Genomic DNA, 23,974 nt, shown 5'->3' on the forward strand with positions numbered 1-23,974 from the left:
GGACTGGACGCAACAACAACTCGCCGACGCATGTGGTGTCAGCTTGCGTACAATCCAGCGGGTCGAGCGCGACGGTATTGGCTCAAAAGACACCGTGCAGGCACTGTGTGCGGTATGCCAACTCGCACGCGAGGAGTTGGTCGAGGATGCCGACAACAGTGTGCGGAGTGAACCTTCCACCGAACAACCCAATCATACACAGCGACCAACCTGGGTCGATGCGCTGCCACTCTTGGTGACTTTGGTGGTGGGAATGTTTATTGGTGTGGCATTAACCTTATTCATTACCCAACGCTGATCGCAAAGAATAAAAATAAAGGATACATATCATGAAATTAAAAATCGTCATCGTTACGTTATTAGCATTGCTCTGGAGTACGCTAAGCTCGGCGGAGGTCTTTTATAAGGCCGTGCAGGGCGACAAGACACTTTGGATCATGGGTACGGTGCATGCCGCGAAGGGAGACGGTTTTGCACTTTCTGACCAGGCACAAGATGCACTGGCTCAAAGTGAAGTGATCTGGATGGAAGTAGCACCAGAAAAATTAAAGAATGCACAGGCAGCGTTTATGGCTCATGCGATGCGCTCACAAGGCTCGCTAGAAGAGAACGTTGATAGTGAGACTTGGCAGGCGTTTACACAGGTCGCTCAACAATATGGCATCCCAGAGCAAAACCTCAACCCACTCAATGCCTGGTTCGCACAAATTGTGTTAGTCGCTACTGCAGTTAACCACGCAGGCTATGCGCAAGAGGCGGGCGTCGAAAGTAAAATTGAGCAATTTGCAGATGCCAACAGCATGCCTATTAAAAGTTTGGAAACAGTTGAGCGTCAGATCAATGCGTTGGTGCAGGCGCAAAGTGATGTAGGTGAGCAAGAGATTATTGAGCAAACGTTGACTGAAATTGACCAGGTTAATGAGGTTCTAGATGGCATTATCGCTAGTTGGCAGGAGGGCGACTTAACCGCACTCGGCAAGCTATTAAACGACTCAATGCCTCCGCAAATGGCTGAAGAACTTCTCTATAAACGTAACCGCGAATGGATCGCTAAACTCGCCACAGATAACCAAAGCGATAGCGCGTTTATCGCGGTCGGTGCGGGTCATCTAGTGGGTGATGAGGGCGTACTGACGCTGCTTGAGGAAACCGGATACCGTGTCAGTGAGGTGGACTAAACGCTTAAAAACTGGCGAGCCAGCGTCGGCGGGCTCGCCTGAGGTTGTTTGCGTGGCTGTAGCCAAGTTTAGCAGCGAGTTCCGCTTGCGTGTGCGGTTTAGCCTCTGAGTGGTAGAGGAAATATTTCAGCCGCGCATAGTCTGCCAGTCGTTTAAAGTTCATGCCTTGTGAGGCGAGTAGTCGCTTACACGTCGAAGCACTCATGTTGAGGGCGCTGGACAGTTCCACCAGTGATGATTCATCCCCCTGCTTTGCTTTCTTTAACATCCAAGAGAGCGCTTCAGTTAGGGGGGCCTGGGTGTTTAGGGTTTCATGTTGCAGTTCGGCAAATGATCGCGCCTGTTGAAAGTTATTGGCAGAGGCTGTTGGATTATTTGTCGGTAAGTGATGCATGGGCAACGAAAGACATGGAATAGGGCGCGAGTCGATAGTGCCTATCCACGTTTGCCAGCTGACGGGGAGGCTATCGGGATTATGTACGCCGATTCGCCAATCGGACAAATTAACTTGGCAATTCCGAGCTATATGTATTACCAACGCCAACATCAATTTGTCGCATGCGTCACGGAATGTTTTATTGTGTTTACCGGACAGCCCCGAAACGGGAAGCCAGTCTATGTGAAGGCGTTGCTGTAACCGCTTAGGGCGTACCAGTATAAAAGGGTGCAACAACGTTTGATAGCGCAGAGAGTATAGTAGTGCAGCGCTAAATGTGTTGGCGTAGCGAATGCAATCAAACGCGGGACACAGCCTTTGCTGGTGCAGGGATTGAACGACTAGGGGCCAGAGCTGCGCATCGCCGATCAGCTGTTCTGCCGCTGTAATAATATACGCCAGATCCTGCTCACTACAGCGTCCTGCTGAAGGCTTGAGTTCAGCATCAAACACGTGCGTGCCTTTAAGCAGTTGATGAGGACTCACACCGCGCCGCTCGGCGATAGGCAGTAGTGCTTTAAGCAGCGGTCGAGCAATGAGCTCGCGTGATTTAATGATGGGCTCGCGACGCATCGGCAATAATCGCTTCTGGTTGCTGCAATAATTGTTTCATCGCGTGTTTCGGAGACACCTCATTAACACGTCTTACACGTGTTTTTATCGCCATATAATGGGGTAAGGCAAGTTGTTCCCGCAGCATTTCTGCCAATAGTCGAATCAGGCTGAGCGCTTCAGGAAAGTCGGTTGCCGGTAATAGTATAAGAAACTGATCACTGTGGTAGCGACATAGGCAGTCGCCGGGACGTAAGTACAAAGCGGTCAGCTCACTCACTTTGTTCAGTAGAAGGTCGCCGGCCTGCATGCCCATCTCTTCATTGTAACGAGCGAATGCCTGTAAGTTGATACTCGCCATCACCACGTGTTGGCGATGGTGTTTGTGCAGTGCAAGCTCACGCTCAAGCACTTTTTCAAAGTAGGGGAGTGTGTATAACGTCGTGAGTGGGTCAACCCACTCATGGGCACGTAAGTGTTTCTCTCGGACACCGAGTTGACGACGCACTTGGCGCTGCTCTTTTATCCACTCAGCGGCACCAAATCCGAGAATCACTAAACCGAAAGGTTGTGGTAATGATTCTAGCCAACTCATGAGCCGCAGCGCTTCTGGATAGCTGAAAAACTCATCCAGCAGATCCAGTGATAGTGAAAAAATCAGTACACAGCCGCCCCAAAAAAACAGTCGAGTGACAGCCCCATCGAGTCGCTGCGTCACAATCAGAACCAAGCCGACCAAGACAATCAATAAGGTCGAAAACTCACCGATAATGTCAAGCGGATCGATAGCGGAACGGGGTTTGAGGGAGCCGACTTGACTGGCAAGCAACAGTGAGACCGCGAGTATGCACATCATGAAAGGCAGGCGCCAGTCATAAACCATGCGAGATAAAAGCGTATTGCGCGACATACCTGAGCTCCATGCAGTGCCTATGCACATGTTTAAGGTACAGGAGCAGCATGACATTTACATGACAGAAACGTCACTTAATTGAGCTGTTCGGACTGCAATCCGAACAGCTCATCGCAACCTGTTCGTGGCACATAAAATGACATGTTAGCCACCTAGAGTATGTGCCGACCATTCACCACCAGGGCATGAACATGATGAAAAAAACTTACCTCGTTTATTGTGTCGCTGCTGCGCTTAGTAGTAGTTATGCAGCTGCACAAACTCAGCAGACGGAATCCAATACATCAAAACAGCAAGCACAAGACGCACCCATTGAAGAAGTTCTCACGATTGGCTACCGCGAATCCGTTAAAAAGGCCGTTCAGCAACAACGTGATGCAGGCGGTATCATCAACGTTCTAAAAAAAGATGATATGGGCAAATTGCAAGACGACAGCGTGAGTGACGCACTGCAGCGTATGCCGGGTTTATCGGTAGAGCGCGACCAGGGCGAAGGGCGGTTTATCCGTATTCGTGGTTTGGCGCCGGATCTGAACTCTGTGTCTTACAATGGCACGTCATTAGCAGCACCCGAAGCGGGCCGTCGCGCAGTTGCGCTGGATGTGATCCCATCTGACTTGCTTGAATCGGTTGTTGTCAGTAAAACGCTGACGCCGGATATTCCTGCAGGTAGCTTAGGTGGAAATATTGAACTTAAGAGTATGACGGCGTTTGATCGCGAGGGTGCTTTTTACTCGCTTTCATCGGAGCTGGGTTATAACGCACAAGCGAGCGAGACCAACCCGAAATTCTCAGCAGTAGCCAGTAATACCTTTGACATCGGCGACAAACAAGACAGTTTGGGTATCGCTATCGCAGGTAGCTATCAAGATCGTTCATTTAGCACGGATAATGTTGAAACAGGTGGCAATTGGGATTTTGATGAGCCCGGTTTAGAAGAGTTCGAACAGCGTGCTTATCAAGTTACACGAGAGCGAACGGGCTTGGCATTAAATCTTGATTACCGACCAAGTGATACGTCGCAATATTACCTACGTTCGCTGTATAGCAAGTTTGCAGATACTGAAATTCGCCAAGGGATTATCACTGAGTTTGAAGATCCGCTCGCTGAGAATACTGCAAGCGCTGGTGAAGTCACCCGTGAGCTCAAAGATCGCAAAGAGACGCAGGAAATACAGGCCTACATGATAGGTACTGAGCAAACGTGGCAAGATTGGCAATTGACAATAGAGCTCGGTACCAGTGAAGCGAGTGAATCGCAACCGTTTGCGATTGGTGGGGCTCAGTTTGTGCAATCGTTTGATGACGGCTTGGGCTATCGAGGTGTTGAACAACTACAATTACTCGCCCCTGATAGGGCTTATCAAGCTGAGGGGTATAGCATCGATGAAGTTGAAGTCAGTGATGCGTATACCGAAGAGAATGCAGATAGCCTGAAAGTTGATTTGGCTTACGATTGGCTACAACCGAGTTACCAAGTCACCTTCAAAGGCGGTATGCGTATCAGTCGGCGCGAGAAAACCGCTCGTGAGGATATCTTCATTGTTGAAGATTTTGCTGATTTAGGTGTTTCGGCACTTACCCTTGCAGATTATGCAACTAGCAACGTTGACTATGGCTTTGACCGATTTGGTCCGGGTATTTCCGCGGATGCGCTGTGGGGAACATTAAATACGTTAGTGTTGACTGACTTCCGTGATGAGGTGGAGTCACGTATTGCACAGTATCAGATCGATGAAGATATTAATGCCGCGTATTTTATGGCTGATGTGAATTCGGGTCCATGGCAGGTGATCGCTGGCGCACGCTACGAACACGAGCAACGTGATGCGCGCGGAACTCGTTATAATGATGAGTTGAATGAGTTCTCGCCAGAGTATGCCGAATTCAGCGATGCTCAGTGGCTACCGAGTTTAATTGGCCGTTATGAGCTGAGCAACGCGACAATTGTGCGCATGGCTTATAGCACGGGTTTGGTGCGTCCTAGCTTTGAACAAATCCGTCCGAGCTATTTTGTTGAAAATGACGACGGTGATATTAAAGCTGAATTTGGTAACCCTGCACTCGAACCCTTGACTTCACGCAACCTCGATCTGGGGATTGAACACTACGATGAAACCTTGGGTGTTATCTCTGCCACCGCGTTTTATAAATCGATTAAAAACTTTGTTTATGAAGCGGATATTGCGGGTCGTCCAGGTTATGAATCATTTGACGAGGCGGTGACTTACATTAATGGCGATGACGCTTACGTCGCTGGTTTAGAGTTTAACTTAGTGCACCAGTTCAGCGGTTTTAATAACTGGTTAGATAACTTTCTGATTAATACCAACCTGACTTTTACCGATTCTGAAGCAACGGTTGATTGGCTGGATGATGGCGAACTTATGGAGCGTGATATTCCGTTGCCGAGTCAGTCGGATACCACGGCAAACGTTGCGATTGGCTATGAAACACAACAGCTGAGTCTGCGGTTGGCGGCGAACTATAAATCGAAGTACCTCGCAGAACTGGGCGATGTTGAAGACAGCCGCTATGACATTTACGAAGACGATAATCTCACTTTGGATTTCTCCAGCAAATGGCTAATCAGTGATCAGCTCAGTATTAATTTTGCCGTCAACAATATCACTGACGAAGCGTACTTTGTTTACACCGGCGACAAGCGCTACAACGCGCAGTATGAATCTTATGGTCGCAGTTACACCTTGGGTGTGCAGTGGGTTAATTGGTAAGCAACTAGATTAGAGAGATTAAAAATGAATTTATTTAAAGTAGCAGTCCTCAGTGCATCCATGTTTTTGGCTTTTCACACTGGTAGCGCTAAAGCTAACGAACGACACCGTGAGATTTTACCCGATAACTCGGTTTTAAAGGTGACCAGTAAGGGCATTACTCGCGGCGAACAACAGCTGATTGCAGGCGATTTTTATCATTTGAAACATTATGTCTTAGGTGAGCGTGAGTCGATATTGGCAGCGATGGAAGGCGATACCCAAGAGCTGTTTGTATGGCGTTATCATCAGGGACGCTTACTGCCTTTATATAAAGGTGAGATTGAAACACGAGTGGTCGAAGATCTGTGCTTCTATGACAGTGCCGAGAACAGTCAGTTATCGCTGTTCTTGATTGGAGGCCGCGGTGGCGCAGAACAACGTTTGTTAAGACAAGATGAAACTTGGTTGAAAGAGCCGATTACGATTCGTGATTTAAACGTGCCCTACGATTCAACTGCCTGTGCGGTCGACTCGCAGCGTGGCGTGCTCTATGTCGCTGAATCTGATCAGTCGGTTTGGGCTTATAATGCTGAACCCGAAGCAGAGGAAAAACGTCACCTAAAAGCGGTACGTGCTCCTTTTGGACATATTCAAGGTGAAATAAAAGCACTCAGCGTTATGCAGGATGGCCGTTTACTGGCGCTGGAGGAGGCACCTGCGCGGTTACTTAAGATTTCGACTCAAGAAGATACGCTAGGCGAAACCGAGGCACAGCTCATTTCTACCACGCACGAATATCAGGATATTTCTCTGTTGCCGGATGCACGTGTATTGCTGACACGAGAGGCGGGCGACCATATGGTTGAAGTTGGAGTCGTGCAAGGCGATGCCGAACGGCATACCGCGGTGAAACCCATCGCGCAAGTGGCAGCAACGCTTGAAACTGAACCGTCACCGCGTCGTGGCGACGCGATTGATGACCCAGCCATTTGGGTATCACCTAGTGCGGCCGAGGAAAGTCTCATTTTAGCAACCGATAAACGGACTGGACTCTACGTTTATTCAATGAACGGTGAAATAGTGCAGCACTTAGCCGTCGGTCGTTTGAATAACGTGGATGTCAGAGGCAACGTGGCAGTCGCTTCGCTGCGTGACAACAACAGTCTTCAGTTCTTCGATATTAGTCAAGCTGGCGAAGTCAGCATGGCGCAACAGGTGAGTACTGATCTGGACGAGATATACGGTCTGTGTATGGGCTATGAAGAGCACACCGATAGACTATCAGTTTATGTAAACGGCAAGTCAGGTCGCATTCAACAGTTTTGGATCAAGGGCGTTGATGACGTTAAAAAGGTCCGCGAAATGTCTGTTCCTTCTCAGCCGGAAGGGTGTGTGGTTGACGATAAAACACAACGGCTGTTCGTTGGGGAAGAGGATGTTGGCATCTGGCTATTTGATGCGGCCGTTAATAGTGCTGAACAGGGAGAGTTAATCATCAAGGCCACTGATGTCGCCGAAATTGTGCCTGACATCGAAGGTTTAGCGCTTGCGCAATACAATAGCGAGACGCTGCTGTTTGTGTCGAGCCAGGGCAGTGATAGCTATGTGATTTTTGATGCTGAAGCGCCTTACACGTTGCGTCATCACTTCCGAATTCGAACGAACGTTGAGTTAGGGATTGACGGTGCGTCTGAAACGGATGGGCTTGAGGTCACCACACAGTCTCTTGGGAAAGGGTTTGAGCAGGGCGCGTTAGTTGTTCAAGATGGGCGCAATCGGATGCCCGAAGCGGGACAAAACTTAAAGTTAGTCCCACTGCAGACGGTACTCGACTAGTTGCGATGTTGTGATACTTGAGCGATAGCCTGCTCTGCGGGCATCGGGCGAGCAAGTAAAAAGCCTTGAATCGCCATATCACCGATATTATTGAGGAAGTTGAGCTCTTCGACTTCCTCAACACCTTCAGCGACGACGGACAGTCTGAGCTGTGTGGCTAACTCATAGACTGTCTTTATGATTGCGGCTTTTTGTTCATTTTCATGCAACTTAGCGACAAAACTCCGATCAATTTTGAGCGTGTCGATGGATAAACTACGTAAATAGCTTAATGATGAGTAACCGGTACCAAAATCATCCAAGGCAATTCTTACGCCATTGTGGCGGAGTTTATCGAGTTGCAAGGCAGCACTTTTAAAACTCTCGACCAGCGTTGATTCGGTTACTTCGAGTTTTAATCGCTGCGGGTCGACACCTGCACCTTCAAGTTTAGCTAATACATTATCGGCGAAGTAGGGATCTTCAAGCTGTATCGCTGAGACGTTGACGGCGATATAAAACGGATGATTGCGCAGTGCGTTATTCTGCCATGTTTGAATGGTCTCGATGGTGCGGTCTAAGATTGCATAGCCCAATTCTCGCATCAGTCCCGAGTCTTCAGCGATGGGAATAAACTCCCCCGGTGATACAATGCCGAGCTCGGGGTGCCGAAATCGCGCAAGCGCCTCGAACCCAATAAGTTGTTTGGTTTTTCCTGCGTAAATTGCTTGATAATCCGGTGCCAGTGCATTTTGCATCAGGCTACGTCGCAACTCCTGCTCTACGCGAATACGGCGACTATCCTGAGTAATATGGGTCTCAGTAAAAATACACGTTTGCCCTAACTGGCGTGCGCGTCGCAGTGCTGACCAAGCATAGTTGATGAGCTGCTGTGACTGGTCAATTTTTAGCATGGAGGAAGCGACCGCACCGACCGCCACCTCAAAGCGAGCATCCTCTTTAAACGTATTGTGAGTATTGGCACAGTTATCACGTATCTGCTGACATACGTCCTCAATGGTTAAACCGCTCTGGGTCAACTCCGATTCAAAGCCCATGACAGCAAAGGTGATGGCGCTGAGTTTACTTGCTACGAGGTGTACACCATTGACTTGGTTCAGTCGTTCTTGAATTACTGGATACAAGCGAGCATTACTGGCATGCTCGCTTGCATTGAGTATCGCATCGATATTTTCAACAGTGATATAAATCAAAAACAAGGGTTGTTGCTCATCAAGCGCATCTTCGACACGTTCACGTAAGTAGCGCTCATTGGGCATGCCAGACTCTTGGTCAAAGATACGCATCGCGGATATGTCTGTTTGTGTGCCGGCGACGATTGAACATTGCTGCTGATTATCTTTTTGACAAACGCCTCGACACAGCATCCATCGGTATCCGTGGCGCGTTGTTTTGACGCGATATTCGACATTGAGATGCTCAGATTCGCCTTTGCGTAAGCGTCGAATAGCATTGCTGAAGCGCTCACGATCAGCGGGATGAATTTGTTGATACCAAAACTCAGGCGATTGGGTATTAGCGTCGTGGGGGAGTTCGAGCATTGAGTACCAACGACCTGACAATGTCAGTTCATCTTTCGCGATGTCCCAAATCCACACACCATCATTTGAGCCCGCTAAAATGAGGTCAAGTAAAGAGGTACGTTCTTTCACTTTGTCTTCGAGTTGCTCATTAAGTGACTGCATATCAGTCAGCGAGCGGCGTACGTTCTCCAATAAAAAGTTGACGAGTAGCGCAAGTTTTTGACCTTCAGTATCTTGCGTATCAACGCTTACGTGAATATCGAAGTTGTTATCGATGGTGTCGCATAACTGGTCGGCGATTTGAGTAATGACTTGGCGTAGCGACGGGTGATCAGCATCAGTCATGAGCCACCTCCTGACGTTTATGTGGCCACGTTATTATAAATTCACAATGTACCGCGCCTTTATGCATGCAACAGGGTTCGTTGAATTCAATTTCATCGCCATACAGTGAGGCGACTTCAAATGCTAGGGCTTGATACAATCGACAGAGACCATTAGGGGATCGGTAAATGACCCTGACTACACCGGGCTCAATTGGCGAGGCAGAAAACTTATCATTGACATGCTGTCGTTCATCCTGTTGTTTTAATCCGGAAGCCATAACAGCGTGAATGCGCGCTTGCCGTAGCAAGAAACCTTCTGAATCGTCTGCGATTTCAAAAAATCGAGGAAACAAAGACCGCGCCTTTTGAAGAAATGCCGAGGCGTAAAGGGCATAGACTTCGCTTTCGGTAAAACCTGTCTCTTCGACAGACGCTGCAATTAATCGAAGACATTCGTCATCACTGTAGTTTTTGTCAATACGATAATTTACCGATGGGTCAACGTGGGCTCGTTTTAAAACACGTTGTTTAAGTTCTTCGCCACCTTTCTCTTCGAGTAGCTCGAGCAGCACTTGCTGAATGATTCCAATCATATTTATCCCTAAACGCTGGTGGCTATTACGGCATAGCGCGCCACTTTTCCCACAGACACTAACAGCAAAAATAAACCAAAATTAACCCTAGATAAACCAGCAAACAGTGTTAATGGATCACCAATAATCGGTAGCCAGGCAAAAAGTAAGGTCCAACGGCCGAATTTTCGAAAGATCGCTTCAGCCCTTGTCAGATTTGCTTTATAGACTTTTAAGTGAGTCTGCATAAAGCCTTTGTGGAGTAGGTAGCCGACCACGTAGTTGATAGCTGAACCCAGGACATTCCCGACCGAAGCAACAGCAACCGTCGTCACCATTGGCCAACCGTTTTTAATTAACCCAATAAGCACTAACTCGGAGCCCATCGGAAATAACGTAGCGGCAATGAGTGAGGTGAAAAAAAGGGATAGGTAGCCTGCGAGCATTCGAGCGCACTTAGGATAAGAAGATTTATGGCGCTTATTTTACTTGTAAACAGGCTCAATTGATATTATATATAAAAACATATTGTATATTTATGGGGTGTTACCATGAGTGTTGAAAAAGCGGTTACAGCATTTGCTGGCATCATGATTTTATTATCTGTGGCACTAACGGTATGGGTCCATTCAGGATTCGTGTGGTTGACGGTGTTTGTCGGGGCTAATTTATTACAGCAATCGTTTACCGGGTTCTGTCCTGCCGCGATCTTTTTTAACCGCGTGCTAGGACTAAAAACCGAACGAGAACTGGCAAAATTGAATCGAGAGGGTGTTTAATAACCACCCTCGACAAGCCACTTCTCAGAGGTGCGCAGTTCTATCGAGATCTGCGTTAGTAGCTTGCGCGAAGGCGGACGTGTTCCTGATTCGATTTGGGTATATTCAGGTTCGCTTACGCCCAACTTCTTAGCGAGTTGAGTCATTGGAAGCATCAGTGTCTTGCGGCGTTGTTTAACGCGACGCGCAAAATCTTTAGCGATGAAATTTGACTTAATTGGTGACATCTTTACCTCTACTGCAATACAACTGAGCTATGGTTACGCGCCTGAGTCCTAAAGGATCAACAGGCGCATTACGATGGCAAAACTATTTGTCAGAGATAAGACGCTTTTTTGAAGGTTTAGTTGCGTGCGTTACGTGTCTTTTGAACGTAAAAAGAAAGCAACGATCGCACTGGTGATTAACCCTAAGCCGATTGCACCAACAATAGACTGGAAGATATAGGCGGTGAGGGTAAAATATTCTTCAGCTCTCATATCACTCATCATGCCTGAGGCGACCGCGTGATGACGCATATTGTCAAAAAACTCGGGCGATATCGTGGTATGAAAGATTAACTGCACTAAGGGCGCTAAGATAGCCACCACGAGGGTAAGCTTAACGCCGCTGATAAAGCCGGTCAGCCACGTCATTTTCTGCTCGGGTAAACTCTGCTTTTTATCGCGTAGGGCGAGAACGTAAATGGCGATGGCGATAATTGCGAAGATATTGGTGAGAAAGAAATGGTACTCGATATTTTGATGGTGCAAGCCAGCGAGTCGCTCAACCGTCAACCAGAGCAGCATTGCGATACTAAAAATAATACCCCATTTGAGCTCTTTCATAACTCAATCCTTTGTTGATTTTTTGTAATGTACATCAACACTATAAGCGATTATTTGGCTTCGTGATAAGTATAAATTATGCCAAAATAGAGCGATTTCTTATCGTCGGGCGTGTAGGTTTGAATAAAACACGAGTTAAACTCACTGCCGTAGCCGTCGGCGCACTGGTGCTGGTCATCGCGCTGAGTAGTTATTTGCTGTATCAGCCGTTAATGTGGTTCGATCAATCTGGGCAGTTGCAGGCACAAGTCCCGCAGGGACAAGTCGGCGAACGCCTCGGGCAGTGGCTACGTCAGCAAGGCTATAAAACACAGTCACGCGTTTTTCATGTGCTGGATACCCACTGTATATGTAATTGGCGAACAGAAGCTCATAAGCAGGTCGTTAAGCGTAAAGTAAATAACAGTAATGGCACCAATGTCGAATTGTCGCTCAACGAGTTGCCGATGCTTAAGCAATTTTTGCCAGCCACCCCTGCAGTGATCATTTTCGATGCCAACAGTGAGCTTGTTTATTTGGGGCCCTACGCAGACGGCGCGTTTTGTAATACCGAAAGCAGCTTTATTGAACCACTCATACAACGCGTTGGAGCGGCTGCTAAACCGCTCGACTCTGGTTGGGTGAATACCGTGGCTCGCGGATGTTATTGCCCATCATCCTGAAGAAACTGACGCAAGTTATTGGCACTAATATTGATAATTGCTTGGCGTGCCTCTGGCGCTAACCACGCGGAGTGAGGCGTGACGATTAAATTAAGTGGTTCGTTAATCGCATCGAGCAGGGGATTGCCGTTGCGGGGTGGCTCCTTTGACAGTACGTCGACTGCCAAACCAGCAATGATACCGTTTCTTAAAGCCTCAACCGCATCGTGTTCATTAACGATCCCACCCCGAGCGGCGTTCACGATGAGTAATCCCGGTTTGCAGTGCGCTAAATTGTTGCTGTTTAATAGGTCTCTCGTATCATCGGTTAATGGGCAATGAAACGAAATGACGTCCGCTTCGGGCAATAAATGATCGAGGCTGGGGCGTGGATCGTTTTTCTTGCCGGGACGAGCCGCTATCGATACTTTCATGCCAAAAGCTTTTGCTAAGGATTCCACGGCTTGTCCTAACTCACCATGACCGACTATAACCAAGTGTTTGCCGGCTAACTGAACCACCGGGAAGTCATCTAAGCAGAAACGAGACGCCGTTTGCCACGCACCTGAGGCAACGAGCTGATGATACCTTTGTGCTTGCGTCGCAAGGTTAAGCATTAAAGTGAGCGTGTGTTGAGCCACACTGGCGGTTCCGTACGCTTCAACATTAGCGACCTTAATGCCGCGTGCGTTAGCCGTGTCCTGATCGATATTGTTGGTGCCCGTGGCTAAAATGCCTATCCATTTGAGTTGAGTCGCAGAGCGTAGCGTTTCGGTATCAAGCACCACTTTATTGCTGAATACGATATCGGCATCTTGGATACGTTCCACCACTTGCTCAGCTGTGGTTTCATTGAATACTTGCCAGTCATCCAATTGTGCTGCGATGGGTTGCCAATCGACATCATTGCCTAAGCTGGCAGCGTCGAGTATGACTCCTCTCATTTTATACTCCAGTTAGTTAGCTTGCTAAGTTGTACGTTTGGCTTTACGACTCGCCTAATAAGCCCTGCCAGACTGCGTTTTACCACATTAGATAGGAACTTGCTTTGGATCAAGCAATCTATTGAAGATAATCTTAATATTTATGATAATAGTTCTCATTCGGGAGGGCGTATGAAAACACTTTGGGAATTAAAGGCTAAGCAAGCTGCTGTCGTTGAGACAATTAACTCGCAGCTGACGGGACCGGTTATCAGCCGGTTGCAAGAAATGGGGTTCAGTAAGGGGCAGCAAGTCGTGTGCGTCCGCCGCTCGCCCTTTAAAGGTCCTTTGGTGGTGCAAGTCGGTGATTGTGTTTACTCACTCGAACAAGCGGTTGCTGAAAAAATTAACCTTGCTTTGGCCAGCTAAGCCTATCATTTAAAACAACTTGGGTCGTATATGGAACGCATTGTCTTAGTGGGGAAACCCAACTGTGGTAAGAGCTTGTTGTTCAACCAATTAACCGGCTTACGACAAAAGGTCGCAAATTTCCCCGGTGTCACCGTCGAGCTGAAGACGGGTCAATTTGATCAGTTTGAAGTGGTCGACTTTCCTGGTACTTATTCACTACATAGCCTATCAAAAGACGAAGAAATCGCTGTCGAAAAGTTAAACCTCGCTGTAGACGATGATGATACGCGACTCGTCGTATGCGTGTTAGACGCGGCGCGACTTGAGCGTAGTTTAGTCTTTGCACTTCAAGTTCAGGCTTTGGCGCGTAAAAATAATAAAGCCGTTGTTTTTGTGCTGAATATGATCGATGAGGTTGAGCGTTATGGTTTGAATATTGATATCAAAGCGTTGCAAAAGGAACTTGGTGCGCCGGTCTACGCGCTCTCTGCAAAAACGCTTAAGGGCGTTGCCGCCTTTAAGGAAGCTTTGCCAAGCTTGGCGAAACAAGCACAAGCGCCTACTGAGCTAAACATTCAGCTTGGCGAGCAAAGAAAATTCATCGAGCGCGCGCGTGAGATTAACGCGGAGTATGGTATTCGCTCCGATGTGGTGCTCAAAAATCAGAACCGTATTGATACCTTTCTGCTGAATAATGTGCTGGGTGGTATTGCGTTTCTAGCGATTATGTTTTTCTTGTTTCAGAGTATTTTTACTTGGGCGCAGCCGCTCATGGATGGCACCGAGGCGGCTATAGGCTGGATCGCCAGCGCACTAACGGGAGTGATAGGGCCAGGCATTGTTTCTGACTTTTTAAATGATGCTATATTTGGCGGCGTCGGCGCGTTTTTAGTGTTTGTTCCGCAAATCATGGTTTTGACACTTATTATTGGTGTATTAGAGGATAGCGGCTATTTGGCGCGAGCGGCGCTCATATGCCATAAGCCATTGAGTTTATTTGGTTTGTCTGGGCGTAGCTTTATCCCCTATTTATCGGGTCATGCGTGTGCTATACCAGCGATTATGGCGGCGCGTACCATCGAGTCGCCGCGCAAACGTCTGATTACGATGCTCACTATTCCACTGATGTCGTGCTCAGCGCGATTGCCGGTATACGCCTTACTGATAGCCGTGCTTATTCCAAAAGATGCGACGTTTTTAGGCGTGTTTGACCTACAGGGTGCTGCCTTTTTTGGGCTGTATTTCTTCGGGATTCTGATGGCGCTCGTCGTGAGTACATTGATGAATGTGTTTACGCGTAAAAGCAAAGAACTCAAAGACATGCCGTTTATTTTAGAACTGCCTTCGTATCGTTTGCCGCACTGGAAGCCGCTATTTCAACGTGTGATCAACAGTGGTTTGCAATTTATCAAACGTGCGGCCCCCGTTATTTTTGTTATTTCCTTATGCTTATGGACGTTGGGCTATTTCCCCCAAGGCGCAGGTCTAGAAAACTCATTATTGGGTAAAATTGGTCACTTTATTGAGCCTGTCTTTGAGCCGCTGGGTTTAGATTGGCGCTATGGCGTGGCGATGATCATGTCGTTTTTAGCGCGTGAAGTGTTTGTCGGTGCGCTGGGCACGATGTTTGGTATGTCGGGTGCCGAGGAAAATATTGCCGGCTTAGCGGCGCAGATCCAGGCTGATGGATTGACCTTAGGTGCCGGCATTGGCTTGCTGTTGTTTTATGTTGTTGCATTGCAATGTGTTGCAACGGTCGCGATGTTACGTGCAGAAACGGGTAAAAGTCGAATCGCGTGGGGGTTATATGCAGGCTACGGTATTTTAGCTTATCTCATTGCTGTAATCGCAGCCCACATTGTTTAATGAAATTAAAAATCAACGTAACGCGAGGGTGGGTTCGGCGGTCTGAATGCGTTCCCATCACCGTCAAAGTGGTATCGAAAATACAGTTGGTAATTGTTAGGTGTATAGAATTCTGAGCGCTCGATTTGTGCATTTAAACCCACACTCCAATGATTAGTTATTCGGTACTCAAAGGCGGCACGAAAGCTACGACCGAATCCACCACCATCTGGGTTACCGGTATGAATAGGGTTTCCGGCTTGCTGTTGAAGCAGATTAGATGTTGGATAAAATTCAGCATCATCTAAACGACTGGTGGATTGGCCGAATGAGGCACGTAAAATATATGAGAAACGATCGATTCGACCATAAAACTCAATCGGCAAACTCAGCGACGCGTAGTGCGCTGGGCTATAGTAACCACCGTGGCCAAAAGTGGTCTCACCGCGATTTTTATCGAATCCCCAACTCAGTGCAGTGAGCCCTGAAGTAAACGCAAAGGCTTCAGTATCAATGATGCGAAAATAAACACCCGTATAGGCATACCACTGTTTATTACTATCAACATTGCGCCCGCCATAATGGTTGACACCAAAGTTAGACCACCAACCCATCAGGCCGCCCTGATCCCAATTGAGACTGCCTCCAACACCTTGACGAACTACGGGCCCCCAGTGACGCGAGGAAAATGGATCCTGCTGGCCTGAAAAGGTTAAAACGGATGTCGTTTCGATCCTTCGCTCTATACCTAAACTCCAACCGAATTCGCCGAGGTCACCACTGTATTCTAGACCACCTAGCAGTTCAGTTTTATCAAACCCAATGGGGCTTAAGCCTATGTCCGCATGCCAGATATCGCTATCAAAGGCGATGCCGATAGAGGCGCCATTTTCTTTTAAATTAGGCAGTAGACCTTGATTACATGCGGCTGTTTGGCATAGCAACCCCGTTCCAAAACGGTCTTTTTGGAAGGTGTTGGTTAAATCAAATTCGCCAGCTTCGGTGACAAAGCCATCCACTTTAAATGTCCAAATGCCGGTCTCTGTGGGCCTACGGTATTCGAGCAACAGGGTATCGCTTGCAAATGACGTGTTGCCATCGACGGAGTCGCGCTCATTGCGCAGAAAACCGACAGTTAAATAGGGGCCTTGGTTTTTTAGTTCCGAATTGACCGCGTTGCTTGAGTCCGTTGCTACAGTAACCGCTGGCGCGGTACTCAGTGTGGTAGCGCTTCTTGCGGCAGTGCCGCTATCACTCACGATAGGCGAATAGGTCACCGTGCGGGTGCGGCGCGCTTTTGGCGTTGTTTCTGCCTCGTTAGGCGTGCTGGATTCGGTCTCAACCTCAACGACGACAGGCTCCTCAACCGATTGTTGAGCTAACCGTTCTAATTCGCGCCAATCTGAACGATAGGGCTCGAGCCGCGGCTCTTGTTGGTAAACCTGCTGATAGAGTGTCCGCGCAATATCGGTTTTACCTGTCAGCATATTGAGCCTTGCCTGGGCGATGAGCGATTGGTAAGGCGGCTGTGCCAACCGAATCCGCTCCCGACTCCGTTGTGCTGCGTCACCATTGGGTTGTGATTTCTGCAATTCATCGAGGAGTTGTTGGGCACGTGGTAAATCATTACTTGCTAACGCATCAATGAGTCTAAATTCGATAGCACGTGGGTGATTGGGCGCTGTGCGTTGTAACTGTTCAATGAGCCGATCTCGGTGATAGTTTCTGCCCGCTGCTTCAGCTTGCTCTATACGTTCGATTAATAGGTCGATTGCGTCTGACGTTTGCGCTAATGCGGGTAGAGATGCTGTTTGAAAACCCGTAACAAGCAGTAAATTGAGTAACACGTTAATTCGCATAGCAAGCCTTGTTCATATCGCCAGAAGCCCAAAATAGATTGAGGGTGCCATCAGCATTCACTGTAAAGCACTGCTGGTAAGCAAGTCCAAATAAAATGAGTACGTGATCATAGTAATGCTCAGCATAGTCTGTCACTGGCGTGGTCTCGACCCGTTGTAACGCGTGACGGTAGGCGAGTGGTGCTGTTTGCTTAAAGTAGGGGATAAGCAGTGCTGAGAACCCGATATTCGCCTCGCCGCTAGCATCTCCGGTTAACCAATCTAAGGTTTCGGGCGGTTGGGAGCGCGACTGACTTTCGTGCGCCATAGTGAGGTAATGTTCTAACAAACGCTGCTTAGGATCGAGGGCAAACCAATAATAACTGCGTATGGCATCGTAACTACCCTCAGCCTCTTCAGCGTTGAGCACTTCGCCGTTGTCGGACACGGTCAACCAATCGGCTACGACGCCGCTCGGGTTATGCTTAAGCATGAATCTCTGCTGTGCTTGCGCGAGCGCGAGCCAACGCGCATCGTTACTCAAACGATACAGGCCATCTAGAACAAAAAGCGGCGCATAACTTGGGTTAAACGTAATGCGATCGGCTTTGTTAAATCCGATAGGCGCGGGTAACAGAAGCAAGTCGCCATTTCTAAACGTGACCGTTTGTTGCATTAGGTGTTGCGTGAGTGCCTCTGCTGTCGCTCGATAAGCAGGTTTTTGCCAGACATCTGCTGCATGATAAAGCGCGTAAATTAACAGAACGTCGACGTCGGTCGCCGAGTTGGTATCGAGCACTTCCCAACTGTCTGTCGGGGCGTTGTAGCCCCATTGCCATGCGGGTAATTGTTTAGTGAGGTCACCGTCAGCAAGGTTGTTTTCGAGCCATGCTAATAGTTTTTCAAAATGCTCTGGTTGGTTTGCAAACAAACTAAAGAGCAGGCTATAGACCTGACCCTCGGACGTGGTTATTAAAGCGTCGCTGCTACGATCAATAACTCTAAACTGATCGTCAATGAGTTGTTCATTAAAGCGCTGCCAGTGATAACCGAATTGCAGTGTTTGTGGTTTGGGTTGCCACATTTCAGTTTTTTGTTGGGGTGACCTGTCACAACCACTCAGGATGGCTGTGACGATCAAACACAGCGGGAGCAACCAACGCAAACCCATAAACTATAGCTCCTGCTTACGTTTGGCACTGCTTCTTAGCCAACGGTACAGACCCAAGGCAACTACGAGTACGGCAAATAATACCACTAACACCAAAATAAAGGGGTGCTGAGCCGTGTGGTATTTAACCTGATTCCAAAAACTTAAGTCACCAATAAAATACTGCTGAGTTGCCGCGTAGTTGGTGATACCCGCGACAGAAACCAAGCTTAAAAAGCCATGAAATTGGATACTATCGCTGGGCGAGAGCAAGCGTTCCTTGAGCATATTGAGATGCTCACTGGACGTAGCCGTTTGCATCACTACTGACGCTGCCGGATTTAATGGTGATTGAAAGGCAACCAAAGCCGCCAACGGCCCACTATTTTGTAGTACTGCGTTTGGGTTAGCGAACAATTGCGATTGACCCGCTAGTTTGTGCCCTAACAGTTGAGCCGTTAGGTTCTTATCGCCAAACCGCGCTAACCATTGTTGTGTCGCGCTTTGACCCAGCACCAAAATATCCTCGCTAGCGTTGTTCGGCACCTGTTCAACGTGAGTCACGCTCAGGTTGTAAACGGGATAACCGGTTGATGCACTCATTTTAGCTATATTGGCGAAAAATAGTGAGAGCAGGTCAAGACTCGGCTCTTCGTCTAGCACGATCAAAGTATTTGACAGGTCATCGTACCGTGAGAAAGGGTAGCCTGCCTTTGCGAACAGCTGTAAGTCGGGCAGTTGTGCATAGTGATCAAAACCGACAAGATCAATAGTACTTGAACCATCTATCGCGCCGATCGATGAGTTAGCGGGTTGGAGACTACAACCTCCACCGATCTGGCTGAATTTAAAATTAAACTGTAATTGGTTCACTACGCCGAGTTTAAACGCGGGTAACTCTAAATTGTTACCACTCAGTATAGGGGTGTCGATGATAGGTACGCGTAATTCACCTACGCCGCTGGCAACACCTGACTCATCGAGTTTGAACGATTTTACAAACTCGTTGTTTATGGATACCAACAAGCGACTATCATCGTTCGAGATGGGGGCGGTATAACGGTATTCAAGATCCAAAGGCACGCCCGACTTCTGCCATATAAATAGGTCTGGTGGGAGTCGGAGCGGGACAGAAATTGGCGGCGCCTTCACACCATGACGTTGTAACTCGCTCACATCACTTACCAATTCAGAGAATTTGACTTCGCGCTCAGTCGAGATCCAATTAGGCGCAGCGTAAGGGTCTCGAGGCTCCGCATCAAACTGATTGAATGTGGCATAGGCACCACTGAGTGAACCTGCGGCAGCGGCTAACGCTTGTGCAGCATCAATTAAACCTGTGTCATCAGGCGCCATCACTGCCAGCACTTTAAGCTGAGGATACAGCGGGTGGTCAAGTAACTCGACCCGCGGTTGAGTAATCTCTGGCAGTGGCTTAAATGCCGCCGGGCGTTGCGCATTGGTCATAAATACTACGGCATGATGGCGACCCCAAGCGGTAAGCAGTTGATCATTAAGGTCACGTTTTTGCTGATAAATATGCGGTTTAATATCTAACAGTCGCCATTGTGTTTCACTGGCAAAGTAACTGGCTAAGATACCAGCGCCTGTCAACAACTCAGTGCTTTGTTGCTCAGGCAAAAAGAATGGAATATTGACGTTTGAAAAATCCGACCGATAGAAAAATGGCTCAGGGAAATAAGCCAATTCATTAGCGACTGGAAGCTGCAGGTAGTTCACATTTAACTGGCTGCCAGAGAGAATTTCAAACCAAGTACTCGCGCTTGGTGCGCGACATTGTTCATTAACGCTTTGTGCGACAAGTTCAAAAGTGATTCGGTTATAGTCGGTAAATAACGGCGCCGGTAGATCGACCCTGATTGTCTGAGTTGTGTCGGCGTCATTAGCGTTGAGCGAAATAGTTTTAACGGTTTCAGAGTTAAGCAGGATATTAACTTGACTGATATCTGCAAGTATTGCCGGTGAATAGCGATAATTAAGCGTCAAGGTTGCGCTATTGACCAAGCGATCTGCGCGACTACCCAAGCCCAGCTCAATACTTGGCGTAAAACCATCCAAGCGTAACTGTTGCAGGGACGTAAGTGCGTCGACCGGATATTGGGTGCGATAAGTCAGCACGTTTGAGTCATCATTGAGTTCGCGATTCGGCGCGTTTTCCTGCGCCTGAATAGAAGCTGAACCGAGTGAGCATGCAATGATGCTTGCAATAACAAATACCACTAACTGACGCGTGTTCATGATTTTCTCGCCTTACCTGGGTAAATAGGCAAAAACGTGGAGAGCTTTTGCCAAATCCAATTTAAATGTTTAAAAAATGGTAATAGATACGGGGCTATTTGCGCCGCGATTCGTTGGTAACCTGTGAGACCATAACCGACCACTTCACGCAGACTAGCAAGCGGTTGTTCGTCCTGGTGCGGCCGCCAACCAAGCCACGCATCAAGACGTCCAAAAGTGGCCATAACAAAAGCTTGTTCCTCTTCTGCATTGGCAAATTTTAGTTCTACACCCGCGACATCGTCTCTGCATGAAATAACCTCAGCACGTAAAGCACGGCGCGATGTGGCTTGTTGAATATTTAAATATATGGATTGTCCGGGACGAAGTAATTGCCGGCTCGGCAAAGTGATCCCCACGCCTTGTGCCGAAAAGTCGACCATGCGTGCGCTGAAACTATGCTCCGACTCAGTGATGACATGTATTGGAATATCAACCGCAACACGGTGAGCGGATCGTTGCTGCTTGGCCTCCTCAGCAACCGCTACTGCGCCACCTAAAATGATTAGGTTGTAGGTGAGCCAGACCATATTAATAATGACCGTGAGTTGTTGATCGTCTTCAATGGTGAAAAATTTGTACACACCAAAAATGAACCCAAGTAACGAGATTAAAACGAGCACGATATAGGGCGTAGAAATCTGCCAGTTAAAATAGTTTTTATCGACTCGCTGCCCTTTTGAGGTAACGTTAAATTTACCTTTATGAGGCGCAAACAGTGCGACAGTTGTGGGTTTAAGTATGTACCAAGCTAACACGGTCTCGTACATTTCCGCCCAAAATGAGTGTCGATACTGACCTTGCTTTCGCGAGTTGGTTAAATTCGCGTGGATGATGTGTGGTAATGCATACACGGCAATCATGACGGCGGGTGCATAAACGATATAACTGCCTAATAATAAGAATGCAAGCGGCGCAGTTAGAAATATTAAGCGCGGACCTCCGTTCAAAAAATAGAGCATTGCATTGCTATAGCATAATCGTTGTGCCCAGTTTAAGCCTTTGCCTAATAACGGATTATCAAGCCTGAAAATTTGTGCCATACCGCGCGCCCAACGCATCCGTTGACCGATATGATCAGCAAGGCTTTCTGTCGCTAAACCGGCAGCAAGAGGGATGTTCAAGTAAGCGGTTTGATAGCCTCGACGATGCATTTTCAGCGCTGTATGGGCGTCTTCAGTAACGGTTTCAACCGCAATTCCACCAACCTCCTCGAGTGGTTGACGCTTCAGTACGGCACATGAGCCACAAAAAAACGAGGCATTCCACATGTCATTCCCGTCTTGAATTAATCCGTAAAAAAGTTCGCCTTCATTTGGACGGTTACGGAAAATTGATAAATTACGCTCAAAAGGATCGGGCGAGAAAAAGTGGTGTGGGGTTTGCACGAGCGCCAGTTTAGAGTCTTTAAAAAACCAGCCCATGGTCATTTGCAGAAACCCGCGAGTGGGCACGTGGTCGCAATCAAAAATGGCAATGTAATCGCCACTTGTTTTGGTCAACGCATGATTTAGATTGCCTGCTTTGGCGTGAACACCATTAGGTCGCACGATGTAACCCACCCCTAATTGCTCACAGAACTGCTTATATTCACTGCGTCTGCCATCATCAAGTAAATAGACATTGAGCTTGTCGGCAGGCCACTCGATCGCCTGTGCCGCCATGATGGTGGGTTTAACGACAGCAAGTGGCTCATTATACGTCGGAATATAGATATCGACCGATGGCCATTCATCAAGGTTGTCAGGCAATTTCGCAATTTTCCGCTTTAATGGCCAGACTGTTTGCATGTAACCGAATAGCAAGATAACCCACGCGTATATTTCTGCGCTTAATAAGATGAACCCAAGTGTGCCATCAAGTGGGTGACTCCAGTTAATGGTCTCTGTAATACGCCAATAAATATAGCGAGTACTTACAAAGAAAGAGAGTAACATCATCACGATCATTGGGAACTGGCCCGCTTGCTTACGAACCCACAAAGCGATACCCCAAAAAATAAGTAGCAGAAGGCCTTGTTGCGCGGCATCCATCGGCAGGGTAAGCACAAACGCTAAAATCGCTAAACCCATAGCGAGTAAGCCGATATTGGCACGTCGTTCGCTACGCACTAAAGGTCTTAAGGGGGCTGAGGCAATCGTGAGCAGGCGATTGACGCTACTCCCGAAATAGCCCAACCACTGAGTACGTCGCTTAACTTGAGACGGTGAAGGGCGCGCCGATGACTCGGGTGGTTGATAAATAAATGCTAGCCAACCCACTTGTATCAACCAGCGGATAGGGTCGAGCAAATGTATGCGTCTCTGACCAAGTTGCGGCATCCAGTAGGCGATACCCTGATCGTTTAAATGCACGTCCTTAGGGCGATTAATAAAGACCAGGTCTAACGCTAAAACAGTGAAAAGCCGGATACTAGCGAGACGACTTTTAGATTGGCGAGCTTCACGCCATTGATTAGCTAGGCGGGCGAACATCTTTTAACGACCCAGTTGGCTAACTCAGCAAAATCAGCGTTAGCGCTTGCTGCGATGCTGTATTCATAACAACTTTGCTGTGTCGCAAGCGCTTCGGCGACATGTTGATCGCGCATAATACCGACAGGCGATGTTACTTCATCGGCGAGTTCGTGATTGATGATATTGCTAATATCTCGGTTGAGTTCGAGTTGAGGAGCGACGCCATTTTCTTGAAACACAAACGCGTTGGGCACTTCACTGTGGAGATTTTGTTTAACAATAAACTGTTGCATGCGAGGATACACGCGAGGCTCAGCTTGCCAGACGCCTAAATGTAAATCGACATATGGAATCAATGCTTGGTATAACCGTGTGCAGTGGCTTGGTAAATTGATGATCAACCAATCATCACTGCCCGCTTTTAACCAACTGAGCCATTGCTGAGGGTCACTCTCAATTCGATTGGTGAGTTGATCATAGTTATCGTTGACTTCACCTAACGGCAGAAAGGTCGCCCCGAAATCGCTACGAAATGCAAATTCACGGCTATCACTGATGTTATCGAGATAACCCAACGCCCAGCCTCCGGACTGTGAGAGCGGCATACCATACCAAAGTCGTAAATCATTATGGGAGCACGCATCAACTGTGCTGAGTTTAGTGCCTTGTCTAAGTAGAGCATTACTTAGATTGGCTGCAATGGTGGTTGCGCCAGCGCCCGAAAATACGCTTTGGACAGTGATGATAGCCAAT

Annotated in this window: 21 protein-coding genes; 8 read left to right on the forward strand and 13 right to left on the reverse strand. The window is 47.9% G+C overall.

The window, feature by feature from the left end; all coding sequences use genetic code 11:
* Both B2X00_RS11380 and B2X00_RS11385 read left to right on the forward strand, forming a co-directional pair.
* Window positions 1-298, forward strand: a 298-nt coding sequence (locus B2X00_RS11380; protein ID WP_290487714.1) for a helix-turn-helix domain-containing protein, incomplete at its 5' end; no start/stop codon positions are given.
* Between the two features lie 31 nt (window positions 299-329).
* Window positions 330-1,178, forward strand: a complete 849-nt coding sequence (locus B2X00_RS11385; RefSeq protein ID WP_290487716.1) for a TraB/GumN family protein — start codon at window positions 330-332, stop codon at window positions 1,176-1,178.
* A gap of 4 nt (window positions 1,179-1,182) precedes the next feature.
* Here B2X00_RS11385 and B2X00_RS11390 read toward each other — a convergent pair whose 3' ends face one another.
* Entirely contained in the window at window positions 1,183-2,187 is a 1,005-nt protein-coding gene (locus tag B2X00_RS11390; RefSeq protein ID WP_290487717.1) for a hypothetical protein, read from the reverse strand.
* Window positions 2,165-3,076, reverse strand: a complete 912-nt coding sequence (locus B2X00_RS11395; protein ID WP_290487718.1) for a GGDEF domain-containing protein — start codon at window positions 3,074-3,076, stop codon at window positions 2,165-2,167. The genes B2X00_RS11390 and B2X00_RS11395 overlap by 23 nt, the downstream gene beginning before the upstream one ends.
* Before the next feature lie 194 nt (window positions 3,077-3,270).
* Here B2X00_RS11395 and B2X00_RS11400 point away from each other — a divergent pair, with 194 nt between their 5' ends.
* Window positions 3,271-5,814 carry a TonB-dependent receptor gene (locus B2X00_RS11400; protein ID WP_290487719.1) on the forward strand — a complete coding sequence of 848 codons (2,544 nt, stop codon included), beginning with the start codon at window positions 3,271-3,273 and terminating at the stop codon, window positions 5,812-5,814.
* A gap of 24 nt (window positions 5,815-5,838) precedes the next feature.
* Complete coding sequence (locus tag B2X00_RS11405) at window positions 5,839-7,632, forward strand: phytase (RefSeq protein ID WP_290487728.1); 1,794 nt, start codon at window positions 5,839-5,841, stop codon at window positions 7,630-7,632.
* Here the strand turns inward: B2X00_RS11405 and B2X00_RS11410 are convergent.
* Genes B2X00_RS11410 through B2X00_RS11420 form a run of 3 tightly spaced genes read right to left on the reverse strand, consistent with a single transcriptional unit; the run spans window position 7,629 to window position 10,499 of the window.
* Window positions 7,629-9,500 carry an EAL domain-containing protein gene (locus B2X00_RS11410; protein WP_290487730.1) on the reverse strand — a complete coding sequence of 624 codons (1,872 nt, stop codon included), beginning with the start codon at window positions 9,498-9,500 and terminating at the stop codon, window positions 7,629-7,631. The two genes, B2X00_RS11405 and B2X00_RS11410, sit on opposite strands and share 4 nt — an antisense overlap.
* Window positions 9,493-10,074: a heme NO-binding domain-containing protein gene (locus B2X00_RS11415; RefSeq protein WP_290487732.1), complete on the reverse strand. Its 582-nt coding sequence runs from the start codon at window positions 10,072-10,074 to the stop codon at window positions 9,493-9,495. Before B2X00_RS11415 ends, B2X00_RS11410 begins: the two co-directional genes overlap by 8 nt.
* 8 nt (window positions 10,075-10,082) lie before the next feature.
* Window positions 10,083-10,499, reverse strand: a complete 417-nt coding sequence (locus B2X00_RS11420; protein WP_290487734.1) for a YqaA family protein — start codon at window positions 10,497-10,499, stop codon at window positions 10,083-10,085.
* Window positions 10,500-10,604: 105 nt separating this feature from the next.
* On the opposite strand from B2X00_RS11420, the gene B2X00_RS11425 reads away from it, so the two are divergent.
* Window positions 10,605-10,832 carry a YgaP family membrane protein gene (locus B2X00_RS11425; RefSeq protein WP_006955609.1) on the forward strand — a complete coding sequence of 76 codons (228 nt, stop codon included), beginning with the start codon at window positions 10,605-10,607 and terminating at the stop codon, window positions 10,830-10,832.
* Here the strand turns inward: B2X00_RS11425 and B2X00_RS11430 are convergent.
* Window positions 10,829-11,059: a helix-turn-helix domain-containing protein gene (locus B2X00_RS11430; RefSeq protein ID WP_290487735.1), complete on the reverse strand. Its 231-nt coding sequence runs from the start codon at window positions 11,057-11,059 to the stop codon at window positions 10,829-10,831. The two genes, B2X00_RS11425 and B2X00_RS11430, sit on opposite strands and share 4 nt — an antisense overlap.
* A gap of 129 nt (window positions 11,060-11,188) precedes the next feature.
* Entirely contained in the window at window positions 11,189-11,659 is a 471-nt protein-coding gene (locus B2X00_RS11435) for a DUF4199 domain-containing protein (RefSeq protein WP_006955607.1), read from the reverse strand.
* 119 nt (window positions 11,660-11,778) lie between these two features.
* Here B2X00_RS11435 and B2X00_RS11440 point away from each other — a divergent pair, with 119 nt between their 5' ends.
* Entirely contained in the window at window positions 11,779-12,321 is a 543-nt protein-coding gene (locus B2X00_RS11440; protein WP_290487736.1) for a DUF6436 domain-containing protein, read from the forward strand.
* Here B2X00_RS11440 and B2X00_RS11445 read toward each other — a convergent pair.
* The gene (locus B2X00_RS11445; protein WP_290487738.1) at window positions 12,303-13,244 is read right to left on the reverse strand and encodes a D-2-hydroxyacid dehydrogenase; all 942 of its coding nucleotides are present in this window, start codon (window positions 13,242-13,244) and stop codon (window positions 12,303-12,305) included. The genes B2X00_RS11440 and B2X00_RS11445 overlap by 19 nt on opposite strands.
* A gap of 171 nt (window positions 13,245-13,415) precedes the next feature.
* Between B2X00_RS11445 and B2X00_RS11450 the strand changes: the two genes are divergently transcribed.
* Both B2X00_RS11450 and feoB read left to right on the forward strand, forming a co-directional pair.
* A complete protein-coding gene (locus tag B2X00_RS11450) occupies window positions 13,416-13,652 on the forward strand; it encodes a FeoA family protein (protein WP_290487740.1) in 237 nt (78 codons plus the stop codon).
* Window positions 13,653-13,682: 30 nt separating this feature from the next.
* Complete coding sequence (gene feoB / locus B2X00_RS11455) at window positions 13,683-15,500, forward strand: ferrous iron transporter B (RefSeq protein ID WP_290487742.1); 1,818 nt, start codon at window positions 13,683-13,685, stop codon at window positions 15,498-15,500.
* A gap of 5 nt (window positions 15,501-15,505) precedes the next feature.
* On the opposite strand, the gene B2X00_RS11460 is transcribed toward feoB, so the two are convergent.
* Genes B2X00_RS11460 through B2X00_RS11480 form a run of 5 tightly spaced genes read right to left on the reverse strand, consistent with a single transcriptional unit; the run spans window position 15,506 to window position 23,973 of the window.
* Complete coding sequence (locus tag B2X00_RS11460) at window positions 15,506-17,338, reverse strand: cellulose synthase subunit BcsC-related outer membrane protein (RefSeq protein WP_290487743.1); 1,833 nt, start codon at window positions 17,336-17,338, stop codon at window positions 15,506-15,508.
* Entirely contained in the window at window positions 17,328-18,488 is a 1,161-nt protein-coding gene (gene bcsZ / locus B2X00_RS11465) for a cellulose synthase complex periplasmic endoglucanase BcsZ (RefSeq protein WP_290487745.1), read from the reverse strand. The genes B2X00_RS11460 and bcsZ overlap by 11 nt, the downstream gene beginning before the upstream one ends.
* Window positions 18,489-18,491: 3 nt before the next feature.
* Window positions 18,492-20,726: a cellulose biosynthesis cyclic di-GMP-binding regulatory protein BcsB gene (locus B2X00_RS11470; RefSeq protein WP_290487746.1), complete on the reverse strand. Its 2,235-nt coding sequence runs from the start codon at window positions 20,724-20,726 to the stop codon at window positions 18,492-18,494.
* Entirely contained in the window at window positions 20,723-23,239 is a 2,517-nt protein-coding gene (gene bcsA / locus B2X00_RS11475) for a UDP-forming cellulose synthase catalytic subunit (RefSeq protein ID WP_290487747.1), read from the reverse strand. The genes B2X00_RS11470 and bcsA overlap by 4 nt, the downstream gene beginning before the upstream one ends.
* On the reverse strand, window positions 23,224-23,973 hold the full coding sequence (locus B2X00_RS11480; protein ID WP_290487748.1) for a cellulose synthase operon protein YhjQ/BcsQ: 750 nt from the start codon (window positions 23,971-23,973) through the stop codon (window positions 23,224-23,226). The genes bcsA and B2X00_RS11480 overlap by 16 nt, the downstream gene beginning before the upstream one ends.
* Window position 23,974: the final 1 nt, after the last annotated feature.

The sequence above is a fragment of the Idiomarina sp. UBA3162 genome (assembly GCF_002364475.1).
Lineage (GTDB): Bacteria > Pseudomonadota > Gammaproteobacteria > Enterobacterales > Alteromonadaceae > Idiomarina.